The sequence below is a fragment of the Flavobacterium reichenbachii genome, assembly GCF_002217435.1.
Lineage (GTDB): Bacteria > Bacteroidota > Bacteroidia > Flavobacteriales > Flavobacteriaceae > Flavobacterium > Flavobacterium reichenbachii.
Map to the genome: position 1 here is coordinate 155,113 of NZ_MUHF01000016.1, position 20,794 is coordinate 175,906.

At 33.5% G+C, this 20,794-nt stretch carries 18 protein-coding genes; 11 read left to right on the plus strand and 7 right to left on the minus strand.

What is annotated here, in order from left to right:
* Nucleotide 1: 1 nt before the first annotated feature.
* Nucleotides 2-1,150: a Na+/H+ antiporter NhaA gene (gene nhaA / locus B0A68_RS13380; protein WP_035687455.1), complete on the minus strand. Its 1,149-nt coding sequence runs from the start codon at nucleotides 1,148-1,150 to the stop codon at nucleotides 2-4.
* Nucleotides 1,151-1,468: 318 nt separating this feature from the next.
* Between nhaA and B0A68_RS13385 the strand changes: the two genes are divergently transcribed.
* From B0A68_RS13385 to B0A68_RS13400, 4 genes are all read left to right on the plus strand, one after another.
* On the plus strand, nucleotides 1,469-3,016 hold the full coding sequence (locus B0A68_RS13385) for a hypothetical protein (protein WP_123947512.1): 1,548 nt from the start codon (nucleotides 1,469-1,471) through the stop codon (nucleotides 3,014-3,016).
* A 97-nt stretch (nucleotides 3,017-3,113) separates the two neighbouring features.
* Nucleotides 3,114-4,061 (plus strand): 2-hydroxyacid dehydrogenase, encoded by a 948-nt coding sequence (locus B0A68_RS13390; RefSeq protein ID WP_035687461.1) that lies wholly within the window; start codon nucleotides 3,114-3,116, stop codon nucleotides 4,059-4,061.
* 392 nt (nucleotides 4,062-4,453) lie between these two features.
* Entirely contained in the window at nucleotides 4,454-4,831 is a 378-nt protein-coding gene (locus tag B0A68_RS13395; RefSeq protein WP_035687464.1) for a DUF4234 domain-containing protein, read from the plus strand.
* Complete coding sequence (locus B0A68_RS13400; protein ID WP_035687466.1) at nucleotides 4,806-5,270, plus strand: DUF2752 domain-containing protein; 465 nt, start codon at nucleotides 4,806-4,808, stop codon at nucleotides 5,268-5,270. Before B0A68_RS13395 ends, B0A68_RS13400 begins: the two co-directional genes overlap by 26 nt.
* A 54-nt stretch (nucleotides 5,271-5,324) precedes the next feature.
* Here B0A68_RS13400 and B0A68_RS13405 read toward each other — a convergent pair whose 3' ends face one another.
* Nucleotides 5,325-7,127, minus strand: a complete 1,803-nt coding sequence (locus B0A68_RS13405; RefSeq protein ID WP_035687468.1) for a GNAT family N-acyltransferase — start codon at nucleotides 7,125-7,127, stop codon at nucleotides 5,325-5,327.
* A gap of 119 nt (nucleotides 7,128-7,246) precedes the next feature.
* Here B0A68_RS13405 and B0A68_RS13410 point away from each other — a divergent pair, with 119 nt between their 5' ends.
* The 5 genes from B0A68_RS13410 (at nucleotide 7,247) to B0A68_RS13430 (ending at nucleotide 11,081) form a co-directional block, all read left to right on the plus strand.
* Nucleotides 7,247-8,008, plus strand: a complete 762-nt coding sequence (locus tag B0A68_RS13410; protein WP_035687470.1) for an exodeoxyribonuclease III — start codon at nucleotides 7,247-7,249, stop codon at nucleotides 8,006-8,008.
* Between the two features lie 95 nt (nucleotides 8,009-8,103).
* Nucleotides 8,104-9,048 carry an OmpA/MotB family protein gene (locus B0A68_RS13415; protein WP_035687473.1) on the plus strand — a complete coding sequence of 315 codons (945 nt, stop codon included), beginning with the start codon at nucleotides 8,104-8,106 and terminating at the stop codon, nucleotides 9,046-9,048.
* Nucleotides 9,049-9,198: 150 nt separating this feature from the next.
* Nucleotides 9,199-9,450 carry a hypothetical protein gene (locus tag B0A68_RS13420; RefSeq protein ID WP_035687475.1) on the plus strand — a complete coding sequence of 84 codons (252 nt, stop codon included), beginning with the start codon at nucleotides 9,199-9,201 and terminating at the stop codon, nucleotides 9,448-9,450.
* Complete coding sequence (locus B0A68_RS24855) at nucleotides 9,443-9,736, plus strand: type II toxin-antitoxin system RelE/ParE family toxin (protein ID WP_035687478.1); 294 nt, start codon at nucleotides 9,443-9,445, stop codon at nucleotides 9,734-9,736. Before B0A68_RS13420 ends, B0A68_RS24855 begins: the two co-directional genes overlap by 8 nt.
* 307 nt (nucleotides 9,737-10,043) lie before the next feature.
* Nucleotides 10,044-11,081, plus strand: a complete 1,038-nt coding sequence (locus B0A68_RS13430; RefSeq protein ID WP_035687482.1) for an aldo/keto reductase — start codon at nucleotides 10,044-10,046, stop codon at nucleotides 11,079-11,081.
* A 120-nt stretch (nucleotides 11,082-11,201) separates the two neighbouring features.
* Here B0A68_RS13430 and B0A68_RS13435 read toward each other — a convergent pair whose 3' ends face one another.
* From B0A68_RS13435 to B0A68_RS13450, 4 genes are all read right to left on the minus strand, one after another.
* On the minus strand, nucleotides 11,202-12,836 hold the full coding sequence (locus B0A68_RS13435; protein WP_051892736.1) for a DUF4139 domain-containing protein: 1,635 nt from the start codon (nucleotides 12,834-12,836) through the stop codon (nucleotides 11,202-11,204).
* 67 nt (nucleotides 12,837-12,903) lie between these two features.
* Nucleotides 12,904-13,527 (minus strand): murein L,D-transpeptidase catalytic domain-containing protein, encoded by a 624-nt coding sequence (locus B0A68_RS13440; protein ID WP_035687486.1) that lies wholly within the window; start codon nucleotides 13,525-13,527, stop codon nucleotides 12,904-12,906.
* Nucleotides 13,528-13,553: 26 nt separating this feature from the next.
* Nucleotides 13,554-14,708 carry a vWA domain-containing protein gene (locus B0A68_RS13445; protein ID WP_035687488.1) on the minus strand — a complete coding sequence of 385 codons (1,155 nt, stop codon included), beginning with the start codon at nucleotides 14,706-14,708 and terminating at the stop codon, nucleotides 13,554-13,556.
* A gap of 110 nt (nucleotides 14,709-14,818) precedes the next feature.
* Nucleotides 14,819-15,781, minus strand: a complete 963-nt coding sequence (locus B0A68_RS13450) for an SIMPL domain-containing protein (protein WP_035687490.1) — start codon at nucleotides 15,779-15,781, stop codon at nucleotides 14,819-14,821.
* A gap of 149 nt (nucleotides 15,782-15,930) precedes the next feature.
* On the opposite strand from B0A68_RS13450, the gene B0A68_RS13455 reads away from it, so the two are divergent.
* Together B0A68_RS13455 and B0A68_RS13460 are read left to right on the plus strand one after the other, a co-directional pair.
* Complete coding sequence (locus B0A68_RS13455) at nucleotides 15,931-17,754, plus strand: tetratricopeptide repeat-containing sensor histidine kinase (protein WP_051892737.1); 1,824 nt, start codon at nucleotides 15,931-15,933, stop codon at nucleotides 17,752-17,754.
* A complete protein-coding gene (locus B0A68_RS13460; RefSeq protein WP_035687493.1) occupies nucleotides 17,751-18,500 on the plus strand; it encodes a LytR/AlgR family response regulator transcription factor in 750 nt (249 codons plus the stop codon). The genes B0A68_RS13455 and B0A68_RS13460 overlap by 4 nt, the downstream gene beginning before the upstream one ends.
* 207 nt (nucleotides 18,501-18,707) lie before the next feature.
* Here the strand turns inward: B0A68_RS13460 and B0A68_RS13465 are convergent, their stop codons facing one another.
* Nucleotides 18,708-20,672, minus strand: coding sequence for a transglycosylase domain-containing protein (locus tag B0A68_RS13465; RefSeq protein ID WP_035687495.1), 1,965 nt, complete (start codon nucleotides 20,670-20,672; stop codon nucleotides 18,708-18,710).
* Nucleotides 20,673-20,794: the final 122 nt, after the last annotated feature.

Below are 20,794 nucleotides of genomic sequence, written 5' to 3' on the forward strand. Positions count from 1 at the left end.
ATTATATTGTTTTTTTCTTTTGACTTAAAGTATATTTCAGATAGAAAAAACCAAAGATTCCTGAAAGAAGAGAAGCAACGAGAATTGCTATCTTAGAATAGACAATAGTCGAAGGATCTTTGAAAGCCAATAATGTTATAAATATAGACATTGTAAAACCGATTCCGCCCAGCATGCCTGCGCCTAGAATATGAGCCCATCTTAGGTCTTTTGGCAGGGAACATAATCCAGCCGTTATTCCGATCGAAGAAAACAAGACGATTCCTAAAGGTTTCCCGATTACTAACCCCAAGATAATGCCGTAAGCATTAGGATGATTTAAGCCTACATACCAATCGGAATCTATTGCAACGCATGTATTTGCCATAGCAAACAAAGGCAGAATTACAAAAGCTACAGGTTTATGTAAAAAATGCTCAATCTTATGCGAAATTGAGTTTTCATCACCATTTCCAAACGGAATTACAAAGGCCAGGATAACTCCGGTTATAGTGGCGTGAATTCCAGAGTTAAGCATAAAATACCACATTACAATACCTCCAATTAAGTACGGAAATATGTTGTGTACTTTCATTCGATTTAAAACAAACAAAAATGCCCAAATTGCGATTGCAATTGCAAGATTTATAAAGGCAATTGTGCTCGTGTAAAAAATTGCAATTACAATAATTGCTCCTAAGTCGTCTATAACGGCCAAAGCAGTTAAGAAGACTTTTAGAGACGCAGGAACTTTGTTTCCCAAAAGAGATAAAATTCCGATTGCAAAAGCAATGTCTGTAGCCATTGGTATTCCGGCTCCATTTTGAGTGGATGTTCCAAAATTTAAAGCCAGAAACATTGCAGCAGGAACCAGCATTCCGCCAAATGCCGCCATGATTGGTAGAGAGGCATTTTTAATATTCGAAAGTTCGCCATGATAAATTTCGCGCTCCAATTCTAAACCAATCAGCAAAAAGAAAATGGTCATCAACCCATCATTAATCCAATGTGTAATAGAATGTCCGCCCAAATCTTTTTCCCAAAAAGCAGTATAATCGCTTTGAAAAGAAGAGTTTGCAAGATAAAGTGATATAAGAGTAACAAAAAGCAATAGGAGTCCTCCTGATTTTTCGTTTTCAAAAAAGGCTGTAAATGTTTTGGTTAACTTCATTTTGAATTTATTCTGATTTATAAGCAAGAAAAGTCATTAAATTCTGATAATTCCTGATTACTCAAAGTTAAATAAAATCTTAGCAATAAAAAATTTTGACCAGTTTGTGAGTGTCAATTTGGGTAAAAATTAGAAAGAGTTAAGTTTTTGTTGTTATATTTTTGATTCTGAATAGCTCCAAAGCCAGTTTAATATCATTTTATAACTTCATAATATTTGACTATCAGTATTAGGAAAAAACTTAAAATTAACTTTATTTTTGTTCGACGACATTGCTAAAATGTTTGTTACAAACCGCCATTAGATAAAAAACTAAAAATGAAGAAAGTTATCCTGTTTAGAATCTTATTTCTATCTGTTATTTTAATTATGTTATCCTGCAAAAAAGAAAATGCTCAAAATACCGGAGAGGTCAACTCAAGTGAGCAGGCTTTAACTTCTATCGATAAAACATATCAAACAGACGAAAAGCAAAACGGAAGTGAGAACCTTGAAGTAAAATCAGTTATCAAATTTTCTTCAAAATATAATTCGTCGCAAATTTGGGATTATAAATGGAATTTGAATAAAGCTGCTCTATATAATGTTCAGGAACTGGCAAATGGAAATTTTATGTACTTGATTGAAGACGAAGATAAAAATCATAATTCGACCGTTTTCGTTTTAGTAGTAGACAAAAATGGAAAAGAAGCTGCAAAACAGAAATTAGCAATTGATTCAAAATCAAAATATAATTTGTACAACACCTTGGTAACAGTTGAGAGAGATGGAGGATTTACTATTTATATAAAAAGACAAGTAAGATCCTTAAAAGAATCTAATGAGGATACCGACGAAGGAAAATTGCGCAGCAGGCTTAAAGAATATTATATTGATAAAATAAAGTTCAATAATACTTATAAAGGTTATAAAACTGAAAGTAAATCGATGGAAACATTATTATTCAAATCTTTTCAGGAAAAAGGATTGTCGTATATTGTATCTGCCGATTTTTCTATAAAATATTTAAAAAATAAAATTCTTTTATATGGTATGACGGGTGAGCCGGGCTTGAACGATGTTCCTTTTATTGCAATTTCTGACCTCAATATGAATTTACTCCATATCAATTCTTTTAAAGATTATCCAGCGACTAAAATTGAAACTATAGCTTTAAACGCAGATGCGAATTTTTATATAGAGGGAAGAGAAGATTCTGATGCAGATGGTACGTATTATTCGACCCATAAAAGATTTGCAATTAATGAAAATTTAAAGCTGCTTAATGATAAATCAGACAAAGAGCCTTACGAATCCGTTTATCGCGGTCCGTCTGCACCAGATACAAGCGATGAAGATGAAGAAGATGATTCGAATAATGCTGAAATTGAAGCTCAAGAACCTGTAAAAGAAGTAAAGAAAGAAGAAACTTGGGCAAAAAAGACTTTTTATTCAGACGAAAAGGAAAAAACCTTATATAATTTAAAACAAAAAGGAATGTTTTCTAATAAAGTAGTTTTTGAAAAAACAAAGTCAGACAGTACCGCTTTATGGCAAATAAGTTTTGTATTTCCTGATAATTGCGAAGTGTCTATTTACAGCTCTCAAGCATTAAAACTTACTAATGGAGATTTTGTGTTTTCTTTGTATCTAACCAGCAAATCCGGCCAAAAAGAAAAGAGCAGTATGGCCATTTTTGTCATTAATAAAGAAGGTCGTTTAACACGTCAATTTCAAACGCCTGAATATGATGAATTAAATGGTTTTGAAATGAAAGAAACAAACGGAAAATTACTTACAGCTTTTGTGCCTTATAACGCCAATTTTGTAAATAATGAATGGGAATATCTATATGAATTCCGTTCAATTATGTACTCTTTAGAGTAAAAAGGGAACAATATAAAAAATGATAATTTTAAAAATCTATAAAGCAGCGGTTTCTAAAATTATTAATTTTGATTGAAAATTATAATATACAAATACAATGAGCATAAAAATTTTACATATCGACAGCAATAATCCAATACTGTGGAAACAATTAGAAGAAGCAGGTTTTGAAAATCACGCAGATTTTAAATCTTCTAAAGAAGAAATAGAAAATAAGATTCAAGAATACAACGGAATTGTAATTCGAAGCCGATTTAAAATTGATAAAACATTTTTAGATAAAGCAGTCAATTTACAGTTTATTGCCAGAGTTGGCGCGGGTTTAGAAAGTATAGACTGCGACTATGCCGAGACAAAAAACATTCATCTTATTGCTGCTCCAGAAGGTAATCGCAACGCTGTTGCAGAACACTCTTTGGGTATGATTTTGTCCCTTTTTAATAATCTGAATCAGGCTGATGTTGAAATTAAATCCGGACAATGGAATCGTGAAAGCAATCGCGGTCATGAACTGGATTTGAAAACAGTTGGAATTATTGGTTATGGAAATATGGGAAAAGCTTTTGCCAAAAAACTTCGTGGTTTTGACACTACAGTTTTATGTTATGATATTCTAGAAAATGTGGGTGATGAAAACGCACAGCAAGTTTCGCTTCAGGAATTACAAGAAAAAGTAGATGTTTTGAGTTTGCATCTTCCATGGACGCCCGAAACAGATAAAATGGTAAATGCTGAATTTATAAACGCATTTAAAAAGCCATTTTGGATCATAAATACTTCTCGCGGTAAAAATATCGTCACGGCAGATTTAGTTGATGCAATGAAGAATAAAAAGGTTTTAGGAGCAGGTTTGGATGTTTTGGAATATGAGAAGTTATCTTTTGAAACATTATTTCAAGATAAAAATACTCCAGAAGCCTTTCAATACCTTCTTGAGGCCAAAAACGTTTTATTAACTCCTCATATTGCCGGCTGGACATTTGAAAGTCATGAACGCCTCGCACAGGTAATTGTAGACAAAATTAAGGCAGTTTATTCTAAATAAGTTTTCTTTAAAGCCGAAGGACTTCAGGATCTTTGAAGAATTCATATTAGTTTATTTAAAAAAGTTAGAATATAAAAATCCATTCGCTCTGACGGATGGTTTTTTTTTCTTTTTAAAACCTTTTTATAATAAAATAATGACTTATAGTGCACTTCTACAGATTCTATTTGTCGTAATCTTACATTTTTTAAAAGGACTATGTTAGCAGTATTTAGCAACTTACAAAAAAAGTAGGTTTTTGCTTATGAAAAACTCTTAAATATTATTAGCATTATTTGTTAATTTTTAATAATATTGTCTTTGATTATTAAGAGTATTTTTAAATAACATCTTTTAAAAATTGGAGGAACCGAAAATCCTAAGAGTAGGAATTAACAAATTCAATAAGAAAAATGGAATTAGAACAAACGTCGAATAATTTTAATGAGCCAATCCCGGTATTTAAGGTAGATCCAATTATGGTTTTACTTTTCGGATTTTTAACTTGTGGATTGTATTTAATTTATTGGAATATTAAAGTAGCTGAGGTTTTTAACGCGGTAACTAAAAGAGAAGTTATTTCGCAGCCTATCGCAATTTTTGCAGGTTGTTGTATGCCGGTTAATATTTATTTCTACTATTTAGCAGGAAAAGAAGCGTTGCCAGAAGTTTATAAAAGAACTGGTGAACTTCAAAAAGACCAATCTACTTTATTAATTGTATTAGGATTCTTTTTTCCTATTGCCGCAGCAATGATTGTACAAGGTGATATCAACAGATTATATAATTAATACCAGAACAAAACGTAAAATTTACGGAATTATCGGTGCGTTGATAACGCTGATAATTCCGTTTTTTTTAATGCTCGATAATCATAATGATCATTTAGAATCAGACCAGTCCTTTTGTCCTTTCAAGATGGTTACAGGTTTTCCGTGTCCGGGATGCGGGATTACCAAGTCTCTGGTTTATTTTTATCAGGGAGATCTTTATAAATCTATAAGTTATCATATTTTAGGTCCTTTTGTTATTGCATTCTGCTGGGTAACAATTGTTGTATTGATCACAGAATTAATAACTAAAAAAGAATACTTTACAAAACTGCTATACAACAGAAAACTTGCTTATGGTTTAGCTGCTTTTTTGGGAGTTTATCATTTTATAAGGCTGATAATATTTGTAAGGAATAGTTCTTTTGATGATATACTTCACCAGTCAATTTGGTTCTAAAAACAAAAATGCCGTATCATTGATACGGCATTTTTGTTTTTATATAATAAGAACTTAATCTTCTTTCTCAGATAATTTCTTTTCCAATTCAATTTGAAACTCTTCAATAACAGGTTTCATAGTGCTCTCAGGAATATCAGCGATTCTGATGTACATTAAACCGTCTATAGCATTGTTAAACAATGGATCAACGTTAAAAGCTACTACACGTGCATTTTGTTTGATGTATTTTTTAATTAAAACAGGCAGACGTAAGTTTCCTGGCTCTAATTCATCAATAATTTTATCAAATTTATTTAAGTCAGATTCGGCTTCGTCGAAGATAAAGTCTTTATCTGCATCTTTCAGTTTTACTTTATACGCTTTTTTCGGGTGAATATATTGTGCAATATAGGGATCGTAATAATTCGACTTCATAAACTCAATCATTAATGATTTCGAAAAGTCAGAGAATTGATTACTGATACTTACGCCGCCCAATAAATACTTGTGTTCCGGATAACGCAATGTTGTATGAATAATACCTTTCCACAATAAAAATAAAGGCATTGGTTTTTGCTGATATTCACGAATGATAAAAGCACGACCCATTTCGATCGATTTATGCATCATATCGTGCAATTCAGGTTCGAATCTAAATAAGTCATTCAGGTAAAAACCCTCAATTCCGTATTTAGGATAAATCTCAGAACCTAATCCCATTCGGTATGCACCGGCAATTCTTTTGGTTTCATCATCCCATAAAAACATGTGGTGATAATATTGGTCAAATTTATCTAAGTCAATAGATTCGTTGGTTCCTTCACCAACTTCACGGAAAGTGATTTCGCGCAAACGGCCAATTTCGTGCAGGATATTCGGAATAGATTTCGCTCTTGCAAAAAACACTTCGTAATTTTTACTCTGCAATAAACGGCAATCGCTATTTCTGAGCATATTCACCTCGTCGATCATTTCTGACTCATTTGCAGGAGTAACGATTTTTTTAGGTGCTTTAGGTATTTTTAAACTTGCTGTATCTAATAGTTTGCTGTCCTTTTCAAAAGGATTTGCGAGCATATAAGTTTTCTTTCTTAAGAATTCAGAGTATTCTTCAAAAGATTCAATCTCATTTTGTTCATTAACAGAAATTGGTTTTCCGATACGCACTTTGATTACACGATCTTTTTGCGTTAAAAGTTCAGAAGGAAGTTTTGCTGTTCTTAAAGTGTCATCTATTTTAGAAAGCCAGTAAAATAATCTGCTGTTTTTGGCATGAAAATAAATCGGAACAACAGGAACTTTGGCTTTTCTAATCAATTTTAGAGCGCCTTCTTCCCATGGTTTGTCTACCATTAATTTACCGTCTTTATAAGTCGAAACTTCCCCGGCAGGAAAAATTCCTAAAGGTTTTCCGTCGCTTAAGTGTCGTAAAGTTTCTTTAATTCCCACCACGCTTGATTTGGCGTCCTTATGATTTTCAAAAGGATTAACCGGCATGATGTATTTTTTAAGAGGTACAATTCGGTGCAGTAAGAAATTAGCAATGATTTTAAAATTAGGCTCTCTTTCGAGCATCAATTTCAATAATAAAATACCGTCAATTCCACCCAGCGGATGGTTAGAAATAGTAATATAAGCACCGTCTTTAGGCAGACGCTTCAAGTCTTCTTCGGGAATCTCGAATTTAATTTCCATCTCATCCAGAATTCCGTTCAAGAACGCAACATCTTCTAAGTGTTTATTATGATCGTAGATTTTATTAAGGGTAGAGATCTTAAGAACTTTCATAAGAATCCAGCCAGAAAAGGTACCGAGAACTCCGTACTTTTCAACATTTATTGCCTTTGCAACTTCTTTCGCGGTAACTAAACCCATGTAGTACTTTTAATTTATTCGAACAGCGAACAAAGATAACAAAAAACTCTACTTTTCGTTGATTCAATCACAAACTTTCCACTTTTTTATTACTTTTGAAATCCTAAAAAAAAACTCTAATGAAAATTATTTCTTATAACGTAAACGGGATTCGTGCTGCAATAACTAAAGGTTTTATCGAGTGGCTGCAACATGCGAATCCTGATGTTATCTGCCTTCAGGAAATAAAAGCGACAGAAGAACAAATTCCTGTAGAGGCTATTACGGCGGCAGGCTATCCGTATCAATATTATTATCCGGCAACAAAAAAAGGATATAGCGGTGTGGCTGTTTTATCTAAAACAAAACCCAATAATGTGGTTTATGGAACTGGAATTCAGCATATGGATTTTGAAGGCCGTAATCTTCGCGTTGATTTTGATGATTGTTCTGTAATGAGTTTATACCTGCCTTCTGGAACAAACATACAGCGATTGGATCATAAATTTATGTTTATGGATGATTTTCAAACGTATATCAATGAGCTAAAAATCACTATTCCGAACTTAATAATCTGCGGCGATTATAATATCTGCCACGAAGCTATAGATATTCATGATCCTGTGCGCAATAAAACCGTTTCTGGATTTTTACCTCAAGAACGTGCCTGGCTGGATGCTTTTATGAAATCCGGATTTATTGATAGTTTTCGTCATTTTAACAAAGATCCTCATCATTATTCCTGGTGGAGTTACCGTGCCGGAGCCCGAGGAAATAATAAAGGATGGCGTATCGATTACAATCTGGTCAGCGATTCTTTGCAGCATAAATTAAAGCGTGCTGTGATCCTTCCGGATGCTGTGCATTCTGATCATTGTCCGGTTTTAGTCGAAATCGAATAATTTTGGTATTGTTCTTGTTAAGAAATTAGCATTCCTAAAATCGAATTTGATTTTGCCATTTATTAATATGCCCCAAAAATAAAAACCAAAGTAAAATGATTAAAAAAGCCTCCATCGGATTGCTGGTATTAGCCCTGTCCGCAACATCATGTGTTTCTAAGAAAATTTATAATGATCTGGAAACAAAATATTCAGATCTAAAAAAAGAAAATCGCTCAATCGCTGATGAAAACTCCGATTTGAAAAAATCTAAAAACGAGCTTGAATTAGACCGCGATGCTTTGACAAAAGATTTAAATAATACTAAAGCTGATCTGGCAAAACAAAAAGCAGATTTAGCTGCAGAACAAAGAAAATATAAAGTATTACAAGATTCGTACAATGCTCTGGAAAAGAACAGCAACGATGCACTAGAAAGTAATATGGCTAAAAACCGTGAATTGCTGGCGCAGTTAGAAGCAAAGTCTAAGAAATTGGCAGAAGAGCAAGCGCGTTTAGATAAAACGGCAAGTCGTCTTAACGAACTTGAAGCAATGATTGCGGCAAAAGAAGCAGCAATGAAAAAACTGAAAGAAACACTTTCTAAAGCCTTAAATGGTTTTGAAGGAAAAGGTCTTACTGTTGAACAGAAAAACGGTAAAGTATATGTTTCTATGGAGAATAAATTACTTTTTAACTCAGGAAGCTGGGCTGTTGGTACAGAAGGTAGAAGAGCAGTAGTTGAATTAGGAAAAGTATTAGGAGATAATCCAGATCTTTCTGTTCTTATTGAAGGGCATACAGATGATGATCCATATGCAGGAACAGGTCCAATAGCAAACAACTGGGATTTATCTACTAAGAGAGCAACTGCAATTGTAGCTATCTTGAGTGAAAACACAAAAATCAATAAGCAGAAATTAACAGCTGCAGGACGTAGTGAATTTTCTCCTTTGGCAAGCAACGCAACTCCTGAAGGAAAAGCAAAAAACCGTAGAATCGAAATCATCTTAACGCCAAGATTAGATGAAATCGCTGAAATGCTTAATAGTATAAACTAGGTTCTATCCCGAAGCTTCGGGACTGAGGTGCTAAGGTTCTAAGTTTTTTATCAAAAGGTTCAAAGTTTTACTTTGAGCCTTTTTTGATTATTTGAATTTGAAAGTCTCATTCTTTTTTATTTTGTAACTTTGAATTCTAAAATTATAATTATGGGACTTCCAGAATTAAAAGATAAAATAAGGAATCAATTGGATTTAGCAGATGAAAGAGTTTTAAGAATTGTTTCTTCAGTTTTTGATAATTATCTAAATGAAGTAGTTTCCTATGATGCGTTAGGGAATCCGTTGACAGTACTTGAATATCATAATAAAGTTGAAGAGGGTTTAGATGATATAAAGTATAATCGAATAATCTCAAAAGAAGATTTGTTGAAAGAAATGCAAGAATGGGATAATGAATAAACTGGAAATTTTCTGGACTGAGAGCGCAAAATTAGATCTAAAAGAAATATATTTTTATTTAAAACAAACATACTCTAAAAAAACAGCTCTAAAAATTAGAGAAGAACTATATCAATGTCTGGATAATATTGTTTTTCCCGAGCAATTTCAGTTTGATGAGTATAGATTCGATTGTCGTAGAATTATAGTTCGAAATTATAAGGTTTTATATCAAATTCAGCAAAATTCAATATTATTAGTTAGAATTTTTAGTTCATTTCAGAATCCGCCTAAGAGTTTAAAATAGAAAAAAGGCTCAAAGTTTTACTTTGAGCCTTTTTTCTATTTTAGTTCTCATTGATATTGCGCTCCTGCAAGGTCTTTTTGACCTTGTAGGTATAAATAAACTGAATGAATACCTACAAGGTTTCGGAATCCTTGCAGGAGAGGCAAATTATAGAAATTTAGTCATGATGTAAATTTGGAATAATTATCTTCTTTTTAACTTTTGTCAAATTTCCAAATGGAAATTACCTTTGTACCTTTGGGGTTAATAGTCCAAAAAAATAAACTTAGAACCTTAGCATCTCAGCGACTCAGAACCTTAAAAAAAAATGAAATACACAACTTTACCCAATACCGATATAAAAGTTAGTAAAATCAATCTCGGAACGATGACTTTTGGTCAGCAAAATACAGAAGCCGAGGGACACGCCCAAATGGATTACGCACTGGAACAAGGTGTAAACTTTTTTGATACTGCCGAAATGTATTCTGTTCCGGCGCGTGAGGAGACGTACGGAAGCACAGAAAAAATTATAGGAACTTGGTTTAAGAAATCAGGAAACCGTGACAAAGTCGTTTTAGCATCTAAAATTGCCGGTCCAAACCCGAATTTTACTTACATGCGTGAAAACCCTGATTTCTCTCCGGCAAGTATTAAATATGCTGTAGAAAACAGTTTAAAACGTCTTCAGACCGATTATATCGATTTGTATCAAATGCATTGGCCGGAAAGAAAAACAAATAATTTTGGACAGCGTGCCTTTACAGGTTTTCAAGATGCTTGGGAAGATAATTTTAGAGAAATTCTTGAAACTTTTGATGAATTAATCAAAGAAGGAAAAATAAAACATGTTGGTGTTTCAAATGAAAATTCATGGGGAATGATGCGCCTTTTGGAAGAGAGCAAATATCACAACCTGCCGAGAATCAAAACCGTTCAAAATCCTTATAATTTATTGAATCGACTTTTTGAAGTGAATGCTGCCGAAGTTGCAAACTATGAAAATATCGGTTTATTAGCGTATTCTCCACTAGCTTTTGGAGTTTTGACAGGTAAATTTTTGACCGGAGAAAAGTATCCAAATGCCAGAATTAATCTTTTTCCGCAATATACACGTTACAACAGCCAGCAAAGTAGAGAAGCATCCCGATTGTATCAGGAAGTTGCTCTAAAGCATGGTTTAACTTTGACAGAATTAGCAATGGGATTTGTGTTACAGCAGCCGTTTTTAACAAGCGCCATTATCGGAGCCACTACAATGGAGCAATTAAAAGAAAACATTGCAACTATTGATGTTGAACTTTCTAAAGAAATTATAACTGAAATTAATGCAGTTCAGGCAATTATTCCAGATCCGGCGCCTTAAAATGTTGAGCGAAGTCAAACCTAACAGGTTTTAAAACCCTGTTAGGTTTCGCATAATTCATTAATAAAACAAAAAATCCCGACAACTTCAAAGGTTATCGGGATTTTTTGTTTACAGTATTTACAAATTCAAAATCTGGTCTTTTGGGTATTTGACTCTGTAACTGATTCTGAATTTCTTATTTTCATTTGGTTTCAACTGCAATTGCCAAGTCAGAATTCCTGTTTCGGTATTTACTTTTGCACCGTCACTTTGCAGTAATTCTACTTCAATTTCTTTATTGGTGCTGAGCGGATATTGGTCTTTCAGCAATAATTCAATCGTTTCTTTTTTGTTGTTTCTTACCGTAATATCAAAAGTAAAGGTCTGTTCTTTTTTGGCAGATAAAAATTTAGTTCCTGATTTATCAGCTACTTTTTCGCGTTTTATCGATACTTTTTTGTCTCGTCCCATACTCAGGTTTAAAGTATCTCCGGTTTGGTTGGGTTCGATAAACGTTTTACCAACATACATGCCTTCAAAAATAATATTGGCTTCGCCTCGCAGTAAATTGTATTTGCTGTAATCTGCAATTTCTGCTAGAAGAAAAGCATCATTTTCAACTTTCGGGGCAGCATAAAATTTATACGAAGCAGGCAGTTTAATTTCTTTTAAAGAAACACTGTGCACTTTTCCATTCGATAAAATATCATACGGAATATCAATATCAAAAGAAATATTAAGCTGATTTTCTGCTACTGTAGTGTAATCAGAAACGGATGATTCTGCCATTATCGGAGCCGCCATTTCCATATCTGCTTTTTCTTTAAATACACTTCCCTGCAATTGATTCATTTTTTTTCTTGTCCCATATCCTGTAACAATTACAGCGTCATTATTATATACCTGATTCGCCAGAAACCAAGAGCTCAAAATTGGTGCCTGATTGTTTTGATTCGGAATCCCGCTTGATAAAGTCAGTTTTACTTTTTTCCAGTCGATTCCAGTGTTTTGAACCACTTGTGCTTTGTACATCATATTAATTGGTGATGTAACACTTTCGGCTCTTAAATCGTAAAAAGGGGTCCAAGTAGCACTATCGGTCAAATAAGAAATGTCAAACGGAATTATTCCTGCTGTTTGATTCATCACTTGAAGTACAAGTTTTCCTGATGACATTTTTTCTTCTTTATTGGTATTTACTTCTAGTTTGTTGTTGAGTTTTTGAAGCGTTGCATTAAGCTTTTGCTGTTTCTCTGCAAGCGTATTGATGTTATTGGCAATTTCAATCTGCTTGTTTTTATAATAATCCACCATTTTCATTAATTCGGCAACATTCAAACCAGAATTTACGCCAGAAATCTGTTGGTTTTTATCTAAAAGCTGCATCGTTTTATTTTCCGAATTAATCGTATTATTCACTTTCTGAATCTCCTTCTGAACCAAAATAATACTGTCTCGCACTATTTTCAGCGCAGGAGATTTAGTATCAACTTCATATTCAGAAATATAATTATTCGTAAACTGAACTGAGAGAACCGTTACGCTGGCAGGTGCACCAATCTGAATGGAACTTTCGTTTAAATTTACCGCCACATTTTTAATCACAATCTCGCTCGCGCCAGCCGGAAGTGAAGCACTTGCAGTTTGAGACAATTCGGCAGCATTAAAATATACGGTTGCGGCTTTTACTTTGGCTGTTGTAAAAATGGGTTTTTGCGCAAAGGCAAAAGCGGCCATTAATAGTAAAAGTGCTGTGGCTTGTTTTTTAATCATCAGAGTATAATTTAAAGTGTTATTATAAAAGTATAGATAACAAAAATTGCATAAAGGTTGGTTTAACTTAATAATAAATTACTAAAATGATTTTCTTTTTAGAAGTATCGATCGTTTTTTCCAATACGCTAAAAAATTTTTCATTCACCATCGGACATCCCAGACTGTTGCAGATCGGGTAGAATTGTTCCTCAAACGGAACGTCTTTATATTTATGAAGCACAACATTTCGGTCAAAAGCATTGCTGTTGGTTTTATCAAGACCGTAAAGTTTGTAAGCTTTTCCAAAACTTCCGGAATAAGAACCGCCAATCGCATATTTTCCCAGCGAACTGCAATTGGAATTCTTGGTATTGCTGAACTGCAGTTTTCCTGCAATTCCTGTTTCTGATCCCGAACCATGACCCACCAAACCTTTGCCCAGCAATTTGTTGTGCTTTAAATCGTAAATAAAAAACCGATTTCTTCCTGATTCCATTTTCATATCTAAAAAGAAAGCAACATTTGAATTGTATTTAGAAGTTTTCCCCAAAAAACTCCTGATTTCAGTTACTTCACTTTTTAATTTCTCTTCATAAGAGTAAACCGGTTTTGAATTTATAATTTTTGATGGCTTTTCGTTGTTATTTCTGCACGCCAGAATCACGCTGGAAAAGCCAGTCAACAGCAAGATGAAAATGCTTTTTTTCATGTTTTAGAGATTGATTTAGCAGACTGTTATTTTTCAACCGTATAACCTTTTACTTTTGCAAAAGCCACAATAGAGGTATTGATGGTGTTGCCTAAATCATCCTGTTTTTTGATTTTTTTAGATTCAGTATTAATATAATCCTGACGTTTTTTTGCCAGCACGCCAATTTCTTTCTGAATCGTTTCTCGTTCTTTCTTTTTTTCAGTCACTATTTGTTCAAGTTCTGCAGTAGATTTATTCTGAAGTTCTACCGGCAGTTCTTCTTTTTTTAGTTTAGAAATCGCTCCCGCATCCTCTTTTACCTTATCAACCAAATCCCAGCTTTCGTTTTTATAAACCGCTTTCGATTTGCTCACCGCGCGATCCGTATAATTGGCTGCCGAAACCTTTTTGGCATTTTGATCCTGTGTAACCTGATTCATTTTTTTTGTCGCTCCTTTTGCGCCGTAATTAATATACGTTTTGTTTATTTTTTCATCGCATTTAGAGATTTCCTCATCGTAAGGCGTTGCAATATATTCTACAGCTTGATTTGCATCAATATTAAAATATTTACCTTTGCCATAATCTGCACCATCTTTCCATAAAGTGCTGATGCCTTCCTTTTTGTTGCCGCAAAAAATAGTATTCACATAAATATCATTTTTCAGAGCATTACTGATCGCTTCTTTGTAGCTAATGCCGCCTTGATTGAATTCTTCGTTTCCGGCAATGTAAATCAGTTTCATGTTATTGTTTTCTGTTGCCCATTTTAACTGTTTTGTCGCATCCTGAATTACCGCGCCGCAATATTCGTTGCCGCCGTTTGTTTTTAGCGCAAAGAGTTTTTCCGAAATCAAATCTAAATCAGTCGAAAGCGGTGTTATTTGTCTGATGTAATTTGATTTCTGCGATAAGCCGTCATTGCCATATTCATACAAAGCAATTTCGATATCCGGTGTTTTTCCATCGTATTTTAAAGTGGTCAAAGTGTTTACGATATTCCATAATCTCGATTTTGCCTGATCGATCAATCCATCCATACTGCTCGAAGTGTCCAGCAAAAGTGCCACTTGTATTTTAGTATTTTCTGCTGGTTTTTCTGTTTGAATTTTAGCTTTCGGCTTTGCATTAGATGAATTACAGCCTGCTAAAGCAATTGCAGCAGAAAAAAGTGCCGTGATAAAAAGGTTTGATTTCATATTTTTAAGTTTTAATTGGTGATTACAGATCAAACTTAAAAACTTAAGATCCGCGATTTTTGAAGAAATGGTGAAACGGTATTTTGACTTGGTGAAATAGTGCTGCCGGATTAATTTTGTCTGGCTGTATTCAGATTCAACGTTTTTAAATTACCATTTGGAGTAACCAGAATAAATTCTTTATCAGTTTTAGAAAATGGTTTCTTTTCTCTGTTAATCGCTATCTTAACTTCGTATTGTATTTGAATAACGGGCTCTAAAACAGTGGGATTAATAACAAAATCAAACTCTTTATTTAAGATCGGCTCATAATAAAGTGTTACAGATTTGTTAACCTGATTAATGTTTGCAGCTTTTTTTAAGTTTAAAGAAGAACTATTGTAAGCCTCATACGATTTATACATTTCTATAGGAAAGTTTACAATGTAATCATCGACAATTCTTTTTTCAGCATTTGTAAATGTTTCTCCAAGCAGTGTTTCGTAGTTTTTTATTTTTTCCTGAATTAAAAGTTTGGCTTTGTTCATCATTTCTTTCTTAATCGATTCGATTGTATTTGAGAAATAATCAACTCGTATCAAATCAAAGATTTCATTATTGGATAAAATCGAAATAAACTCATTCAGCTGATTTGGATCTGAGTATTTTATATGTATGTTTTTCTTTACCTCAAATCCGGCAGGCACTTCATTATACGTTTTGCGATTAAAGACTTTTTTCTCTGTTTCATATTCGTAAACCGGAACAAATGAAATCATGTCGACAAAAGTCTCAACCTCTTTTTTAAGCTTAATTTCGTTGAGCGACTGCGTAATTCTCTGGTCAATTAATTCATTTACTTCCTTGGCTGTTTTACCAGTTTGAGTAATACTGAAAATGGCGGTGTAAACATCGGCTTTTACATTTGCCAGGGCTTTTACACTTACAACGATATCAGTATTTTGTGGAAAATCGATGTTTATACTTTTATTCGAATAATGCTGCTGATTGTTATAATTGACATTTCCCGAGGCTTGTCCTATTATAAATGAAGAAAACAATAAGGTCAAAAAGGTAAAGAATAGTTTTTTCATGATAATGGTTTTTTAGAATTAGTCATCAAATGTATTGATCGAAAAAACGTATTTTTGGAAGAATGGGTCAACAGGTCTTTTGACTTGGTGAAAAATATAGGATAGGAATTTGAAATTAGGTTACTTTACACCATCAAAATAACTTATTTGTGAAACGTCAATTTATAATTAGTTTTAGTCTGCTTTGTTTAGTGCTGTTATTTCCTCACAGAGTAATAGCGCAGGCATCTCCTGTGTTTAAAAATGAAAAAAGCAAGAAGGTAAAAATCACCAAAGCAGCCGAAGAGTTATCTAATTCTCTTGATGAAAATGACGAAGCAAAAATTGCTCAGAATTATGAAAAGTTAGCCAATGAATTTTTAAACAACGGCGATAATTCCAAAGCCGAAGAATATTTTAAAAGAGCATTAAACAGTTATACCAAATTAAAACTCACAGACGACAAAACCCGCGTTACAAGAAGTCTCGCCAAAGCGCAGGAAAACCAGAAAAACTTTGATTCGGCGATTAAAAATTATGAAGTTGCAGGATCTTTAGCAAAAGATGTTTCTGAAGAAAAGATAAATCTAAACGATGCAAACCGACTTAAAAACGCAGCAAATCCTGCAAGTCAAAAGGATTATGTAGATTCTAATATCGAATTGCTCAAAAAAGAAAAGAAATCTCAAGAAGTTTCTGAGGCTTATGTGCAGAAAGCGCAAAATTCATTAGATCTGAAAGACAAAAAGGTTGCAATCGAAAGTTATAAAAAAGCATTGGTCTATGCCAAAGACAAACCAGAAGATGTCATAAAAATTAAAAATGAAATCGCCAAGGTTTATGTAGAAGACAATCAGTTTGATAAAGCTCTTGCTATTAACGAAAAATTACTGAGTGATGCCAGACAAAACAAAGATTACACTGCCGAGATAAAACAACTGCAATCTCTTTCGTCGCTTTATTTTGAGAAAAAAGAACCCGAAAAAGCCATTTCATCACTAAAAGAAGCTTATGATATATCGTTTCAAAAAGGAAATTCGGCAGAAGCCAAAAAAAGCCTGTCCTCTCTGATTCAGTATTATAAAACCAAAGGCCAGAATAAGGAAAGTATGGCGCTGTATGAGCAGTTTTTTGAAAACTTCGAAAAGCTGATTCATTCGGATACTACTTTGATCGATGCCAAAACGTTTCAAATTACCGAAGATAAAATTCGGCAGCTGGAAAAGGAAAAAGACTTAAAAGACGAATTGATTTCAAAGAAAAATACCTTCAATTATTTTCTAATCGGTTCAGTAGTTTTATTACTGCTTTTGTTTTTATTTATTGTGAAGGCCTTATATTCCATTAAAATCAAAAATAAAGAAATTGCGCTTCAATCACTGCGGCGCGAAATGAATCCGCATTTTATTTTTAACAGCTTGAATAGTGTCAACCAGTTTATTTCTGAAAATAAAGAACTGGAAGCCAATAAATACCTGACTTCGTATTCGAATCTGATGCGAAATATGATGGAAAATTCGAATAAAGATTTTATTTCTTTGGATAAGGAAGTCGAACAATTGAAGAAATATCTGGATCTCGAACATCTGCGTTTTCAGGATAAATTTGATTTTGAAATTTTTGTCGATGAAACTCTGGATGCTGAAAGAGTTTTTGTTCCGAATATGATCATGCAGCCGCATTTAGAAAATGCCATTTGGCACGGATTAAGGTATTTAGATCAAAAAGGGTTTCTGTCCTTAAGATTTGATTTGAAAAACGGAAAAATTATTGTGACTATTGAAGATAACGGAATTGGGTTGACCAAAAGCCGTGAACTCAAAACAACGAATCAGAAAATTTACGAATCACGTGGTTTAAACAATACAAAAGAACGTATTGATCTTTTGAACGAATTATATAAAAAGAATATTTCATTTCAGATTTTAGAAAAAACAGGTGAGGAGCAAGGAACAATTGTTGAAATTGTTTTTCCATTAATTGACAAAATATGATGACTTTTCAGAAGATAAAAAGTGTAATTGTAGAAGATGAATTGGCAGCGCGCGAAGTGCTCAAGAATTATTTGAGTAAATATTGTCCGCAGGTTGAGGTTATCGGCGAAGCACAGAATATAAAAGAAGCTGTTCCGTTACTGCATGAATTACAACCGCAATTGGTTTTTTTGGATGTTGAAATGCCTTTCGGAAACGCTTTTGATGTTCTTGAAGCCTGCAAAGACCTTCATTTTGAAACCATATTTGTCACCGCTTTTTCTGAATATTCGCTGAAAGCTTTAAATCAAAGTGCGGCATATTATCTGCTGAAACCGATTAGTATTGAAGAATTGATCGTTGCGGTTAATAAAGTGCAGCATCAGATTATGAATCATGAACTCTTTAACCGAAATAAAATTATTGTTGAGAATTTTCATGAATCAAAACCAGAGAAACAGCAAGTAATTCTGCCTACGCTTGAAGGTTTTGAAGTGGTGAAAATGGAAGAGATCGTCCGCCTGCGCGGCAACGGAAATTTTACGGATTTGTACTTGAATAACGGAACAAAAAAAATGGTCTGCAGGTTTTTAAAACACTTTTCAGAGATTTTACCTTTGCCTTTTATAAGAGTTCACAAATCGCATATTATCAATATAAATTGTGTGAAAGCGTATAATAAAGGCGGCATTATAACATTAAATGACGGCGCAGAAATTGAAGTTTCTCCGACTTACAAAGAAGAATTTTTGAGGAATTTTAAATAGTTTTCTAACCGCAAAGTTCGCAAAGTTTTACGCAAGGTACGCAAAGTTTTATCGCAATATTTCATTTCGACGCAAGGAGAAATCACACAAGAAATTTCTCAAAGAAAATTGACAATCTTTGTCGATCATCTAGTGTAATTTCTCGTTCCTCAAAATTTACAAAACTCTGCGTGCCTTGCGTAAAACTTTGCAAACTTTGCGGTTAACCTACAAATCAAATTCCTCTTCTATAGACAAAGAATCATTTTTTACAGCTGTAGAATCTGGAGCTTTAATTCGGATTAAAGAACGGGCATTTCCAGAAATATATACGGGTAATTGTCCTAGAGTATCTTCCGGAATTAATAAACCTCGGCGGAACATTAAATTCTTTAGAAATTTTTGATTTTTCACTGCATAATCTTTCAGATTCCCTTCGTCGTTAAACTGGTACATGAATTTTCGAGGTTTCGGAATAATAGTTGCCAAATACAAACATTCGTCGACATTTAGCGCAGACGGACTTTTTTGGAAGTAAAAATGACTTGCTTCGCCAATTCCGTATACATTTGGACCCCATTCAATAATGTTAAAATACACTTCAAGCATTCTTTCTTTGCTTACAATGCGGTTGTTTTCCAGAATATAAACTAAAAGGATTTCTTCGAGCTTTCGCGAAAGCGTCTTTTCGCGAGTCAGGAATACATTTTTAATTAGCTGCATGCTGATTGTGCTGGCGCCGCGTGAGAATTTTTTGGTTCTAATGTTCTTTAAAATGGATTGCTTGAAAGCTTCGTTGATAAAACCGCGGTGCGAAAAGAAAGAAGGATCTTCGGTTGTCAATACGCATTTTCTTAAATAAGGAGAAATTTGATCTAAAGGCGTATAATTTGGATTTGAATTTCCAACCAAAACTGGGCGCTGCAACACATTTTGTATAATAGCACGATATACAAATTCGCCATTCAATTTGTTTAGATCTGCTTCGCCGTATTTCGTAATTCTTAAATTTTCTTTATTTAGTTTACTGTCAAAAACTATCGTATTTGGTTTATTTTTATTGAACTTGAAATCGAGTTTATAATCAAAATTTCCGGTGGCTTCCATTCCCTGAAAATGTGTAAATAAACCGTCTGGAAGCGAAACAATAAAATCCTGCGCTTTCATTTTCGGAATATCAACTTTTAAAGTATAAACGGTATCTTTTTCTGTATTATAAGAAACATACGGACGTACTTTTATTTTATTCAATTGCATGGAAGATGTGCTGTCAATAGAAATAAAATCGTCTCCTAATAAAAAACGATAATCAAAACGTGCATTTTTGATGACTACGTCTTTACTGGCAATTCTGGAATGATTGATTTTTAGATTAGAAATCGAAGTGTAGCCGTTAATATGGAGTTCGCTTCCGTCTTTTTCTATGTTTTCGACATTTAATCGAATGGAATCGAAACTGGCTTTTAAGTTGTAGCGCTCATCAAGATAAGGAACACGAATTGCTCCGGTATCGAGATTAAAGAATCGAATGTCTGCTTTTTTATTTCTGGGATCTGCAAAGCCTTTAAGATTCCATCGCTGGTCAAAATTCTTGCTTTGTACATGAAGGCTTGTTTCGAGCTGTTTGTTGCTTAAAGTAAGCTTGCTGACCGCAACAGAGGCTTTTTTGCCGTTATCATCTATTTTGAATTTTAAATTTTCCAACTTCATGTCTGTCGGAACTAAATTCAGCAGTTTTGAAATGATATTATAAGCAAAAGAAGCATATTTTCTTTTTTCGTTTTTATCTGTATTGATGCTGTCTTTTTTTAAAAAAGCGTCAAAATTGCGGACTTTTCCTTTTTTTACAAATTGTATATAACCATTATTGACTTTTAGTGTTCCGACCTGAACATCGCCAATTAATAAATTACTTAAACTGATGCTGGTTTCTATTTTTTGAATGTGACAAAGTGTGTCTGCATTTTTTGGAACCAGAATAACATCTGTTAGTTTAATTCCGGACAAACCTTCAAAAGCAGCTGATTTTACAGAAAAATCACTGTTATAATCAACGGCCATTTTGTGGGTTACTTTTGCAATAGCTTGTTTTAAAAGTGAATCTCGAAAATAGTAAAGTGCAATAAAAAGCAAAACCAAGATCACGGCAAGGATTTTTAGCGCTTTATATATTTTTTGTTTTGGAAATTTCATAAACTTAATTTCATAAAAAAATTAGGACTGTCTTGGGGACAGCTTTTTTACCACAAATTTTACAAATCAGCATAAATTCAATTTATTTAAGGCAAATTGAAATAAAGCCGCACTAAAATAAT